The sequence below is a fragment of the Alteromonas sp. ABV4_515 genome (assembly GCF_056160345.1).
Genome location: NZ_JBSWWZ010000004.1, coordinates 436,975 through 450,146, shown reverse-complemented (window position 1 = coordinate 450,146; position 13,172 = coordinate 436,975). Strand labels below are relative to the sequence as shown.

Here is a 13,172-nt window from a genome sequence, read left to right as displayed (position 1 = left end):
AGGTTATTAAGTTTGAGTAATTTAAAAGCAAGCATCATTGTTGCCGTTTATAACGGCGCTAAAACGCTGGAGGCGTGCATCAATAGTTTGCTTGCGCAGACCTACAGCAACTTTGAAATCTTGCTAGTAGACGACGGCTCTTCCGATAATTCTTATGAAGTAATTCAGGCATTTGAAAGCGACCCGCGAGTCCGTTACTTCAAAAAGGAAAACGGTGGGGTGGCCTCTGCCCGAAATTACGGTATCGGTGTTTCTGAGGGCGATGTCATTGGGTTCTGCGATCAGGACGACCAATGGAAGCCAACAAAGCTAGAAAAGCAACTTCCTCGATTCGACGACCCTGACGTTGGCCTGGTGTACAGCTGGGTTGAAATTCAGCGCATGGGCGAAACCGATTACAGCAAACCGGAAATAGAAGGGCGCTGCTTTCACGAATTGTTAGATGTGAATTTCATTTCCTGCTGCACAGCACTGGTTAGAAAGTCCATTTTAGAAGATATCGGCGGTTTCGATGATAGCCGCGAACTGCACGGTGTAGACGACCGACATGTATGGCTGCGCGTAGCGCGTATCTCAAAACTGGCGGTGGTAAAAGAACCATTGGCGGTGTACTACATTCATGGCGAAAACTACTCCATGAATCAAATGAAAATGTTGATAGCCGATTTGGTCTGCGTGAGAAAAATTGCCGCAATGCCAGAGGTGAGCGAAGCTGAGCGCGAAGAATGTCGCCTAGCAGAACACAAAATCTACCTGCACTATGCCGGAAACCTTTTTTATCAGAACAAGCCGGACCTTGCCGGGCAGTGCTATCTCGATGCCTGGAAAATCAAACCGTTAAAAGTTCAGCTACTGATCAAAGGGATTGGTCTGAAACTTATGCCTGCGTCATTGCTGAAAAAAGCAAAAGCCGCTCGTAAATCAGTAAAAAGAGCAGCCTGAATGCAACAGAAAGCCATTATCGTTATAGGAATGCATCGCAGCGGCACGTCGGCCATTTCGGGCCTATTAGCTGAACTGGGTGTATTTATGGGGTCGTCGTTGTTCGCGCCGCAAAAAGGCGTGAATGAAAAAGGGTTTTACGAAAATTCCCTGGTTGTCGAAATGAACGAGCGCCTGTTCGATGAGAAATGCTGGTCGTGGGATGATCCACTCGCCCATGCGTTTGCCGACAACAACGACAGCGCCATTCAAAAAGCACTTCCTCATGCGGCAGATATGCTGAAAACCGACTATGGCAATAAGCCGTTATGGGGCATGAAAGATCCGCGCACCACATTGCTCATGCCATTCTGGAAACAGGTTTTTAATAAGCTTAATGTTAAAACTACATACGTGTTAATGGTGCGTCCGCCGGTAGAAGTGTGTGGCTCTCTGACTAAGCGAAATGGCTTTTCGTTAGATAAATCGCTAATGCTGTGGCTGAACCACACATTTACGGGTTACTTCTGCAGTGACGAGCAGGAACGCTGCATTGTGACTTATCCTGACTTACTCGAGCAGCCCAAAGCCATCGCGCGCAGAATTGCAGAGTGCGCCGCGCTTGATATCGATATAGACAGTATGGATCTGAATTTTGTAGATAAAAGCATGCAAAATCAGAAGCAGAAAACCATGCCCGCTGGCGAGTTGTCTGATATTGCAGTCGACCTCTATACCGCGCTTTCACAGCCTGAAGTGAGCGACGAAGATGTACGCGCAGTAAAAGCGCGCTACGAACAATACTTAAGTCGCATGAACCCTGTGTTGGTAGAGCATTTACGCTCAGTAAAGCAGGAAGAAGTCTATTTCCGTCACCTCTTTGTAAACGCATACCGTTCTTTATGGTGGAAACTAAGCTGGCCACTGAAGAAAATAGAAATGTCGTTGCGCAAAAAGAAATGGCAATGGTAAGCGTGCTATGAAAAACGTATTCATTTGTGTCATTACCTGCAGAAGGCCGCAATGGTTGGCTCGTTTACTCGATGGCCTGCTGGCCCAGCAAATTGATGAGCACATCAAGGCCAGCGTGCTGGTGGTAGATAACGCACAAGATGCGGCTACCAAACAAGTAGTTGAAGACAAAGCGGCAACCAGTGCGATACCGGTTATTTATGATGTAGAACCCCAGCCGGGCATCGTGTTTGCCCGCAACCGCTGTGCGCAGCGATTCTTGGAAGAGCAGGGCGATTATCTAGTATTTATCGACGACGATGAATGGCCGCAGTCACCAGATTGGCTGAATCGATTATGCGAAGGTTCTGATAAATATCAGGCCGATGTAGTAACCAGTCATGTGATTTCTGTCGGCGAGCCGGGTACGCCTGAATGGTCTGTCGATTTAATCTACGGCAATAATCCGTTTACGGAAGGGCAGTTCATTGATGTGTTTTACACCAATAATGTGCTTATTAGCCGAAACGTTATCGCCTCGCTTAACCCCTGCTTCGATGAGCGTTTCGCCATGACCGGCGCCAGCGATTATCATTTTGCTTTGCGCGCAAAGCACGCCGGCTACCGTTGTGTGTATATCGATGCACCGGTAGTGGAAGAATTCCCCAAGAGTCGCGCAACTATAAAGTGGTTCTGCCGTCGGGGCTATCGTTCAGGCATCGGTTATACCCGTTCGCACATATTCGAAGAATCATTTGGCAAGGCCCTGGCACGTTGTGCGGTGTTAAGTGGTGTCAGAGTGCTGCGTGGTTTAGGCAAACTTATCGTAGGCGCAGTAACTGGAAATAAAACCAAATACGTTGATGGTCTGTTTCGACTGTGTTCTGCCTGGGGAACCATTGTAGGGTTCTTTGGCGTGAAGCACGAAGAGTACAAAGTCATTCACGGAAAATAGCGTTCGCATTAAGCAACGAGCGCATAAACAGTTTATTAAAGAGACAAATTCAGATGCAAAACACACCCCAGCAATACGCCTTTCTGGTAGGTTCGGCGAAGTCAGGTACGACTAAACTGGCTGACTTGCTCGATTTGCATCCTGAAATCAGTGTGTCGTCGGACAAAGAGCCAGACACATTTGCCCGCAATGATGTTTCGGCGGCGGTGATGGCAGAATACGATACGCTTTTTGAACCGAACAGTACCATTCGTATTGACGCGTCCACGTCGTATTCTGAAGGCACCGATAGCCTGCAGATTGCCAAGCGACTAGCAGAGGTCGACCCTAACGCAAAAATTCTGTATCTGGTGAGAAACCCGGCTAAGCGCGCTTGGTCGTCCTATTGGCACTATGTACGAAACGGTACTGAAAAACGCGAACCAATGGCCGCCATTACCAACCAGACATCACCACATTTCGTCGGTTCTTGCTTTAACTTGCATGTGGCGAACTATGTGTCTGTGTTTGGTCGCGACAATGTGCGGGTGATCCAGTTCGAAGACTTCATCAAACAAGCCGATGATATTTATCAGCAGATCATCACTTTCCTCGGGCTGGAAAACGTAACGTTGGAGCAGGATGAGTCAACAAAAACTAAGAATAAATCTTATCAGTGGCGCGGTCCGGCCGCATTTTTAAAGCACGTGAATCCCAAATACATTCAGAAAACCACTAAAGTGCTGAAAAGCCTGCTGCCTGAATCGGCGCTGGAAAAGCTCAGAAACTCAGCCACTAAGCCCGTACCGGATTTAAACGATGCAGACTACGCCACATTGGCTGCGCTTTTTGAAGCTGACCACCAGTCGCTTCAACAAGATTACGCTGACCTGTTTATCAAACCTACATCGTCTAAATAAGCAGAAGTTAGCCTAAAAAATGAAGAAAAAACTCGCCAGCGCGGCGCTCTTTTCACTGGTTTCAAAAGGGCTCAACATTGTTTCGATGTTGCTGCTCACGCCTGTCATCCTGAATGTGATTGGCAAAGAACAATACGGTCTTTGGATCCTCATTCTTTCCATTATTGCCTGGTTTAACGTATTTGAACTGGGCTTCCCTGCTGCGATTTATCGCTTTGCCACCCTTTTTCTTGAGCAGAAAAAGTATGAACAGTTAAATCGCTATCTGGCTACTTTCCTGGTGGTGTTTGGTGGGCTAGGGCTTATTGCCGTTTTGGTGCTGGTGTTGTTCGGGTTTTTCCCTCATTGGTTCGATGTGGGCGACGACAACGCCGGGTTGTTCTCTTTCACCATATTCCTGTTCACCATCAAGGTAATCGTCGACTTTCTCTCGCACATTCCGAACAGTATCTTCGTGGCCAACCTGCGCATTGATATCGACGAGAAGGTCACCGCGTTTAGCCTGCTCATTAAGTTAATAGCGATTTACTTGCTGATCGACGACTTCGGTATTCTTACCTTAATCGGGGTAACGCTGGTAACCGAAATTGGCGCAAACCTGCTTAAAGTCGTTCTGGCTTACCGGTTGCTACCATCACTTAAGTTAGATTTGCGTTTCTTCTCGAAGGACGTTTTCAAAGAGATTTTTTCTTTCTCTAAACACGTGTTTATTCTGGGGATTGCGCGGGTACTTAACGACCGTATCGACCCGTTTATCATCGTAAAATTCCTCGACCTGAAAAGCGTTGCCATCTTCAACATCGCGAATAACCTGATCACTCAGCTTAATCTGCTGATCATTTCATTTTTTAAGTTTCAGGGGGCGATTTTCACCAAAAAAATAGCCGCTAAGCAGTCAGCTGAAAACCTCTACAATACCATTTGTACCGCCAATACCTATGTGGGGCTGGTGTTTGCAAGCTGTGTTGTCATTCTTGCCGACCCGTTCGTGCATTTGTGGTTAGGCGAAGAGTTTGAAGCCTCGGTAGGTCTGCTGTACGTGCTGGCGTTTGGTGTAGTTATTCGCCCCATCACTGCCACATCTAATCAGCTGTTGTTGGCGATGGCCACCCATAAATTGTTGGCCGTGGTGCAGTTCGTATGTGCCCTGGTAAACATTGGGCTTTCCATCGTGTTAATTGGTGATTACGGGCTGGTGGGTGTTGCCTTCTCTACAGTGTTCTCAAACCTGCTGTCGAACGTTATTTTGGTAAACGTGTTGCTACCCCGTTATACCGATTACAAGCTTACCGCGCTGCGTATGCGCATGATTTATTCGGTGGCGAATCTCGGCGTGGTAACGTATTTCTTTGCCGGTACTAACGTAATGGCGTTCGTAGACTCGTGGCTGATGCTGTTTGTGGCTGCTGCCGGCGTGTTTGCGGTATTAAGTGTGCTAAACCTGACTATCTTTGTTGGTCAGTTCGGTGCATTGCGAAGCATAATTAAACGCTGAGAAATTACTCAGCGTTCAGTCATACTGGCTTTCGACAGTTCAATCATCTTGTTACGAACATCGGTGTAATAGGCCGCAAGTTCTGCCATCCCATCTTCTGGAATGTCGATATCTGAATAGTTTGATTTCTGCTTGGTGATCACGCCTTTATTCAGATTCCCTGAATGATCGCCGCCCGAGCCAGAACCCGTGAGTGTTTGCTTCTTAAACTCCGGTTTTAATGGCTCTGAAAGCCCCAGTTCTGTTTGTAGAAATACTAATGACGCTTCGGTGTTATCACGCAGAGCATCGGCATCTAAGTACAGAAACTTGCCCGGCAGCGCGCTTGCGTAGCTTAGGAGTGTATTCAAACGTTGTACGTAGTAATCGCGGGCACCTTCAAAAGTAGCGCGTTCATGATTGTCAACCCGTTTGCCAACCTGGCTCATAATACTGGGAATGGTGTTTTGCGGTGAGCGCAGCGAAATAATGAACTGGCAGTCGTCTCGCTTGAGAATAGCAGGGTGCACTTCGTATTCGTTGTGCAGTAACTTATCGAAAATGAAGCGGCTGCCTGGCTTGAAACGGTGATGGTTCGCATGTTCAATTCGCTGATTCAGAAAAGCAAACTGTTTGCTGCCGTAGCCGATGTGCTTTTCGTAGTAGCCGTTAATCTCGTCGCTAGAACCAAAAATATGGCCCAATAAGCTCGTATTCGCGCGCATATGGCTTAATAGAAAGATATGGCGATAGCTGTCTTTGGCATGTTTATCGAGAGCGAACTTCGCGAGCTTTTTTATGAGCGGGGTTTTCTTTTTCACTGCTGCTTCCTCGCTTTATAAATTTTTGCCAGGCGCTCAACGTTCTCTTTGCTCATTTCCAGCTCTTTTGGCATTTTCTTCTTTTTGAAAATGTTGCGCTTCACTTCCAGTTTTTCTTCAATCACTTTCGGACGGCTATAAATGCCTGCCCAACAATCTATTAAAGCGCCGACATCCAAGGCGATACCGCCTTTAGCTTTAATCACTTCACAATAACCCTTACCAATTAAACCGGCACCAACAATAAATGGCATACCCGGATAATCTACCTGTATGGCATCGCAGATCTCGTTGTATGCTTCAGGGAAATGGGCAGCTTTTTGTTTGCCTTGTCGCGCACTTTTGTCTGGTACCTGATACAGCGAAACCGGCTTGCCGGTGGCCTTCTCTATATTTTTCGCGACACTCGCACGGGCCGTTACTAAGCCAACCTTATCGGCGTTCAGCATCAGTTGCGTCATGCCACCATTTAAGAAGTAATCGAAGGAAATCCACTGGCTGCAAAGGGTTTGCTTTGCCATTTGCATTTCATTGAATTGCTTGTACAACTTCGCTACGCGAATGGCGTCGAACGCCGAAATGTCCTGCTCGGTTTTGCGCAGGTGAAACTGCTTTCTGAACGTTTCCAAAAACCTGTCGCTGTAGCGTTCATTCATCAATGCGCAATCGAAATCCACATTCACGATATCATTACGAACGCCCAGAATATCGGCATTACGCGTGGCGCTAATCAGGTTTTGTTTGGCCTGATAAAGCTGTTCAATTGAAACCGTGCGGCCAAAATGCTCATTCAAATAAAGAATGTCATCAATCAGAGATTGTTCATCGAAATCGAGCAGGGCGCCTTCGCCGTCGCCCAATCGCAAAAACATAAACGGTTTACCGTCTTGTTGCGCTTGCTCTAGCTGCGTTTCAAACTGGATTTCGTCAATTAAAGTAATGTTGTCTCGGGTGTCCATTTACTGCCTACTATGGTAATTGCCCACGTTCCCGGAATGCGTATGATTATTAAGAGATAACGTGCGAATTTTCCAGTTTTTTATAGATACATGCCTATGCTTTCTTATAAGTCTGGCCAATCAGGTAACTGAATATAGCCGTCTTGTTCCGGGCGCATCTGATCTAGCGTGTCGCGCTGCAGGCGGCCGAAGCCTGAGGTGTCGTTGTCTTTTACGGTGATTTGCGGCTTTCCGCTCATAACGGCACCTTGCGCCGTGCGCTCCAGTAGCTTTGTGGTGCCAGTTACACGATTACCTGAAACCGTAATCACAGGCGTACCTTGTTCCCAGCCTGCATCTTTCACTTCGTCGGTTACCAGCGTGGTCTTTGTTGGCGACGCTAAATAGACTAACCGGTTATCTGTTACCTCCAGGCTATTTAAGCCCTGAAAAGTACGCACCATAGAGCGATTGTAATTACCGTCTATCACAAAGTAATTGCGCGCGAATACCGCATCGCCCCGTGACGGACTTTTGCCATCACCACCGGTCCGCGAACCTAATCCCGGCATACGATGCACCAGCATATTGTCGGTTACTTCATGGTGCTGACCATCAAAATCGTATTGACCGTCGTAACCAATCACTTCGACCAAATAACGGGATTGTTTCTCAGCACCGTTTTCAATCCAATTGTGGCGAATTACCGAATTCTCAAAACGGGATTTAACCGCATTGCCGCGCAAATCGTGCAGGTAGCTGTTCTCAAGGGTGAACGTTGCGCCGGGAAAGGTGTGCTGATCGCTTGCCACGTAGATGCCGTGATTCCACGGGCGGCCTTTTTCTTTTCCGCCGGCATCATATATTTCAACAGCATCGAGAGTTAGGTCGCCCGAATCATAGTCGGTAGACAGTACCCCGGTTTTACAGTGTCTAATGAGTACATTGCGCAACGTGGTATTGTCGGAAGCGTGACGAAAACACAAGCCGCCGCCCTGCAAAATGACGTTTTCTACAACCCAGTTGTGCGAGCTGGTAAGCCCCATTGTCCAGTTGAATCGTTTAGTGCCTCCTTCAATAACAGCCCGTTTAGACGCATCAGTGGCATTGCTTTTAAGCGTTATTGGCTGCGCGCGGGTGCCGGATATTTCTTTTGCTTCGAATGCCTGATAAGTGGCACCGGGCTCAAGAATAATGGTGTCGCCGGCTGAAAGCAGCTTAAACACATCCTTCACTTCGCGATAGGTGGGAGACGACGGGCCGACATGCCAGGTTTTCGGTGCGCGACTATCGTTACGGGTTTGCACCGGCCAGCGCAAGCGGAATACATCGCGACGTCTGTCAGGGTCGGTTTCGTTGAAAACCAAGCGATAAGTTTTGCCAACGCCATTGCCTACCGGGGCTTGCACACGCAGGCGGAGCGTATCGCCTTCTTTTATGGTGAATTCTCCGCCTGCTTTAAAGCTGTCGCCGTTGTGAGCAATCTCAATATCGCGGGAGGTTAATTTGAGTGGGTGAGGACCAACACCTTTCAGGCGTATACATTGTTCAAGCAGCGCGCCTGGCTCCTGTTCAATTTGAGCCGGCAAACCACCACGATGACGCAGCTTCCACTGGTAGTCTGAAATGTCGCGCTCCATACAACTGTCGTTGGCCGACGCGATACCAGAAAAAGAAATCAATACACCGAAAAGTAGCGTTTCAACATACATCGCGACAATCGCGTACCCTTTCTTCATTACAATCCTTCATCGTTAGAAATACACTGCGCCGGCAGAATAATGCGCACGTTAACCCGCATGATCATGCTCGGCGGTTTACACCACGTATCCTACGCCCTTATCCATTTTTGCGTTCATTTCCACTTTCATTTCCTCTGAAATGCCGTGGTCGACAGAGTAGGATTCATCGAATACCGGGCTGTTTTCCATTTCTTCCCGGCGCTTATCAGTGTATTCATCATACGAGCAGATAAAGCGTGCCGGTATGCCGCCATAAACGCTGCCCGAAGGAATGTCAGACGTAACAACGCTCCCCGCGCCTACAATTACTTTATCGCCAATGGTTACGCCTGGCAGCACAATGGTTCCTGCACCCAGAAATACGCGGTCGCCAATGACTACCTTCGCAAGGCGCGTATAGCCAAGCGCATGTTTGGTGCTGGCATCGTGAGCAAGAATATGAACGCGAGGGGCAAGGGTAACGTAGTTGCCAATGGTAATGTGCCAGGCGTGATCGGGGTCGATAATGGCACCGCTCAGCATATTAAAGTTAGTACCAATTGTTGCGCCGTTCTCACGCGCCTGAGCTGCCGGGCTCTTACGATTGAGTCGACGTAAAATCCGTTTAATCATGCCTGCACCACTAAAATTCTCACCGTTTATTTACTGCCGGTATTTGTACCACGATTACGCACGCATATACACTGTGCTCACGCAGTAAACAGCCCCAGCAGCCAATAAACGACAAGACAAACAATTCAACGGCCGAACACGCCGATTTTGAAAAGAAAACGGTTGAAGCAGGACGACGGCAACAGTATCATTGCGCCCCTATTCTCGATTCGTGCACTTCTTCGCACATCGACGAATGCACCCGTAGCTCAGCTGGATAGAGCGTTGCCCTCCGGAGGCAAAGGTCAGAGGTTCGAATCCTCTCGGGTGCGCCATTTGGATTCATCGGGTACGTCATTACTAATTTTTGAAAATCGCTGTTAAATCCTAAGAACTTCGAAACGACTGAATATAGCGGCTAATCAAGTATTACTACTTGTGTAATGTTTTTCCAACAATGCCAGCATGTTCTGTTGATGTTTTTCTATTTCGATAGTAGACCATTTGCTATCCGATTTTGTGTATGTTTCAAAAACATCTTTCAGCTTCAACGCGTCGTAACGTGGCTTAGCATCGAAATCTGCTTTTTTCTTTCCTACCGTTTGGTTGCTGTATGAAGAATTTTCACCAGGACTAAGGAGTACTAAATTACCAAACGCATTTAGTGAGGTGTTTTCAAGCTTCTGATTATACTCCTCATTTTGAGGATGAATGTGCTCAACAGAGTTTTTTGAAGTGATCCGATAATGTCTCAACTTTTCATTATTAGCTTTATCACTGTTTTTCCAGAGCAAGTATTCAAGCTTCTGAAACCAATAATGTTCGAATCGAGTTCCCAGAGAGCTTTCAAGATATGCTACTTGTTCTTTCCAAGGAATTGTTAGGGGGGACGACCCTGATGCTAACTTAAAACTAGCTTCCTTTTGCGTTTCACTGGTAAGTGACATCTGATTATCTATACGTTCCAATAGAGCGACCACTTCTTCTTCTTTTAAGTTTGGCTCTGCAACCAATCGGCTTAGAAATGCTGTTAGCCAATACTGGGCTGAACGATCGCCAGTAAAGTTGCGTACAGCTTGCAGTTGCGCTAGTAATCCTAGCTCTTTGGCTTTACGGTTGATATAGGCTTTATTCTTACTAATCGAGGTTAGACGTAACTGAGCATCTTCTCTGTCATCATGTTCGACCCATTTCACAACCCAAGTATCAAACTGGTAACGTACTGCCCATAGCAACTCTATAAACGATTTAATGGTTTTCTCATCTTGTTGTAGTAACCATTCAAAGCACAACAACAAATTGCCAGCGCGGATACGAGGAGCAAGGTCATCTTTAGATTTCTGGATGCAAAAAATTCTTAGTGTATGAATTAGAAGTAACTCAAACCTGATGATCGAACGGCAATAAACGGTCTCATCATCAAGTTCATCACTTTGACTTTCAGATCGTTTGGGGGCGACATCAAAGTTCAGTGGGCCGGATGCAATCTCAGCAATTGCCTTACCAGCATGTTGAACATCTTTGTCGGTACTGCCAAGAGGAAATTTCTCAGCCTTGTAATTCGCAAGGTCAACATATCCGAGTTTTTGCCAGTCGGCATTTTTGAATATTTGTCTTAAATTACGTTCAAAATAATTGTCTGTATGCTCACAGGCTTGCCAAATAGCACTGTAAACGGCTTTATCTGTTGTAATGTGTTTAAACAGTTTAGCTTTCAATAAATCAACTGGCTCTAGCTGTATGCCACCAGTATTTAAGCTCGAAAATAAGCGATTGAGATCCATAGTCGCTGGAACAATATTATTTACCCATTGCACTTGGTTCAAAATGTAGTCAGCAAAACCATGGATGTCGAAGTCTGGTTGCCCTGCCAATCTATCGACTTGCTGTTTTAGAATTTTGAGATTAGCTTCCAGGTGCACTAAATACTCATCCTTACGAATATCTTCTTCACCAGGTTTTGTAATCTTGTCCAGTCCGGCATAGCTGCCGAGCAAGTTACGCACTGACTCACGAATTTCGAATGTTAACCTTGGATTTTCACCTTTGATACTTACATGAGCTAGCTGAGTTTTAACTCCTACCGATTTGAAGGCAAGTGATAACAGCATTAATGTTGTGGTTCTTTGCTGACCATCGATTAACTCGTATTCGCTTTTGTCATCATTAAAGGCACTTAAGACACTACCAATAAAGTAATGTGGTTCTTTTGCTAAATAAGCATCGCGAATATCGTCAAATAACTTGATTACTTCTTCGTCACGCCATACGTAAGGACGTTGGTAGCAAGGAATAATAAAGCCTAAATTGTGAGTCGCGATGGCTTGTAGTGAAAGCAGCTCTGTTTCTACCTGCTGGCTCATGCCGCCTCCGTCATTTCAGTGATGTTACGGGTTAATGAGTTAGCAAAAGAAGTTGCGAAATGTTCTTGTGACAACCCCAGTTGGAAGTGTTTGCTTACTTCTGTAATAAAGCGCTTCTTAACGCTATTGGTATCTGATTCTAAATTGCTAGGATCGACAACTAAAGCAAACGCATCAAAAAAAGCAAAGCACTGCTTATACGTATAGCTCAGTGCAATCCAGTCCAAAACAGGGTAGTCCTTAACAAATTTTGGAATTGTATTTTCTCTTACCGCTTTCTGATTACTCACTCTGCGGGAGTAAACGACTCTAAATATTTTTTTCGCCGCCAACTCTAACTGATATTCTCCAAACTGGCTGATGTACATCATCAGACACGCTTCATAGAGATCTTGAAGATAACCACAGCCTTCCAATCCCTTAAGCCAGCAAATAAAACGGTTATAACTTTTTTGATGTGGCAACGAGGGAGTAACCCAGTATTGGTGATAGAGGTTTTGAAAATATTCCAGATAACGAATAGTGTTAATACCCGAATTAATCGGCTGTCTGATTTCGTATCCTTGTTGTGCAGCTTGTTGAAGAACTTCGCCTCCAATTCCGGTTAACCTCAGTACTTGACCATACGCGATGTCATCACCTTCTGTAGTTTGCTCTCCAAATTCAGCAACAATTTGCTCCCTCACCACTTTGGTTTGATTATGCGGTGCGAGTTCTCTCATATTCAATTTTTGCCAAAAACGCCCTTTCAAAAGGAATTTAACTGAGTTGTCTAAGTTACCCATTCCTTCCCATTGGAGCGCAAATCTTGTCTGATGAACCTTAGGAACGGCTCTTAAGTGATGAGCTTTGATAATATCGGGACCGCCAAGTCTAACACCACCAGTATTTTGCGTTTCAAAAAATCGATACGCATCATCCTCTGATTCAGTAATCACTAGTGAAAACTGAATACGTTCAAAATTGATAAGGTTCGCCCACTTGGGTTTGCGCTCTGCTAGCCAATCAATATTTATCTTAATTTGTTGTTGGCTAAGGGGAGATTCAAAACGTAGATCAAGCTGTAGGGCTTGTTGAGAGAGAAAACTGAATAAAGCCAATGTAGTAATACGTTGTTGACCATCGATAATTTTAAGTTGTTGTTCATCGTGATGAAGAATTAGGCTACCTAAATAGTACGGTAGCTCATCATGCTTATGAAAATGTTCTCTTAAATCTTCTAACAAGGTATCAATTTGCTGACATTCCCAGCAGTAAGGGCGCTGGTATTCCGGAATAACTAGCGCTCCAGTAACTTGCTTCCCATTTTTTGTCTGTATTATATGGCCATCAAAAAGTTGTTGTGCTGAACAAGTTGCGACACTCACCGTCATTTTACATCCTTATTTTTTAATCTTTCTGAAGCCTGTAGAAGTGAAGCTTTTTAGGTAAGAAAACTTGCTAATGCTTCAATAGCATTAGCAACTTGAATATTAGTGACTCTTTTCCCTTTTATTAGCTTTTTCTATTTATGGACT

General features: G+C 45.7%; 11 protein-coding genes and 1 tRNA gene. 6 read left to right on the top strand and 6 right to left on the bottom strand.

Going from position 1 to position 13,172, the window contains the following annotated elements; translation table 11 throughout:
* Window positions 1-12 precede the first annotated feature (12 nt).
* From ACXAGX_RS12095 to ACXAGX_RS12075, 5 genes are read left to right on the top strand one after another with little or no spacing between them, the layout of a single operon-like run.
* Window positions 13-942, top strand: a complete 930-nt coding sequence (locus ACXAGX_RS12095) for a glycosyltransferase family 2 protein (protein ID WP_474824105.1) — start codon at window positions 13-15, stop codon at window positions 940-942.
* The gene (locus tag ACXAGX_RS12090) at window positions 943-1,893 is read left to right on the top strand and encodes a sulfotransferase family protein (RefSeq protein ID WP_474824103.1); all 951 of its coding nucleotides are present in this window, start codon (window positions 943-945) and stop codon (window positions 1,891-1,893) included.
* Window positions 1,894-1,900: 7 nt separating this feature from the next.
* Entirely contained in the window at window positions 1,901-2,827 is a 927-nt protein-coding gene (locus tag ACXAGX_RS12085; protein ID WP_474838597.1) for a glycosyltransferase family 2 protein, read from the top strand.
* 53 nt (window positions 2,828-2,880) lie between these two features.
* Window positions 2,881-3,726 (top strand): sulfotransferase domain-containing protein, encoded by an 846-nt coding sequence (locus ACXAGX_RS12080; protein WP_070126072.1) that lies wholly within the window; start codon window positions 2,881-2,883, stop codon window positions 3,724-3,726.
* Between the two features lie 19 nt (window positions 3,727-3,745).
* Complete coding sequence (locus ACXAGX_RS12075; RefSeq protein ID WP_474838595.1) at window positions 3,746-5,221, top strand: lipopolysaccharide biosynthesis protein; 1,476 nt, start codon at window positions 3,746-3,748, stop codon at window positions 5,219-5,221.
* 8 nt (window positions 5,222-5,229) lie between these two features.
* Here the strand turns inward: ACXAGX_RS12075 and ACXAGX_RS12070 are convergent, their stop codons facing one another.
* From ACXAGX_RS12070 to ACXAGX_RS12055, 4 genes are all read right to left on the bottom strand, one after another.
* A complete protein-coding gene (locus tag ACXAGX_RS12070) occupies window positions 5,230-6,021 on the bottom strand; it encodes a hypothetical protein (protein WP_474838593.1) in 792 nt (263 codons plus the stop codon).
* A complete protein-coding gene (locus ACXAGX_RS12065) occupies window positions 6,018-6,980 on the bottom strand; it encodes a hypothetical protein (RefSeq protein WP_474824093.1) in 963 nt (320 codons plus the stop codon). Before ACXAGX_RS12065 ends, ACXAGX_RS12070 begins: the two co-directional genes overlap by 4 nt.
* Window positions 6,981-7,084: 104 nt before the next feature.
* Window positions 7,085-8,698 (bottom strand): right-handed parallel beta-helix repeat-containing protein, encoded by a 1,614-nt coding sequence (locus ACXAGX_RS12060; protein ID WP_474838591.1) that lies wholly within the window; start codon window positions 8,696-8,698, stop codon window positions 7,085-7,087.
* Window positions 8,699-8,776: 78 nt separating this feature from the next.
* Complete coding sequence (locus ACXAGX_RS12055; RefSeq protein WP_474838589.1) at window positions 8,777-9,313, bottom strand: acyltransferase; 537 nt, start codon at window positions 9,311-9,313, stop codon at window positions 8,777-8,779.
* A 237-nt stretch (window positions 9,314-9,550) separates the two neighbouring features.
* On the opposite strand from ACXAGX_RS12055, the gene ACXAGX_RS12050 reads away from it, so the two are divergent.
* Window positions 9,551-9,627, top strand: a tRNA-Arg gene (locus tag ACXAGX_RS12050).
* Between the two features lie 87 nt (window positions 9,628-9,714).
* On the opposite strand, the gene ACXAGX_RS12045 is transcribed toward ACXAGX_RS12050, so the two are convergent.
* Together ACXAGX_RS12045 and ACXAGX_RS12040 are read right to left on the bottom strand one after the other, a co-directional pair.
* A complete protein-coding gene (locus ACXAGX_RS12045) occupies window positions 9,715-11,655 on the bottom strand; it encodes a DUF262 domain-containing protein (protein ID WP_474838587.1) in 1,941 nt (646 codons plus the stop codon).
* Window positions 11,652-13,028 (bottom strand): DUF262 domain-containing protein, encoded by a 1,377-nt coding sequence (locus tag ACXAGX_RS12040; protein ID WP_474838585.1) that lies wholly within the window; start codon window positions 13,026-13,028, stop codon window positions 11,652-11,654. Before ACXAGX_RS12040 ends, ACXAGX_RS12045 begins: the two co-directional genes overlap by 4 nt.
* Window positions 13,029-13,172 lie beyond the last annotated feature (144 nt).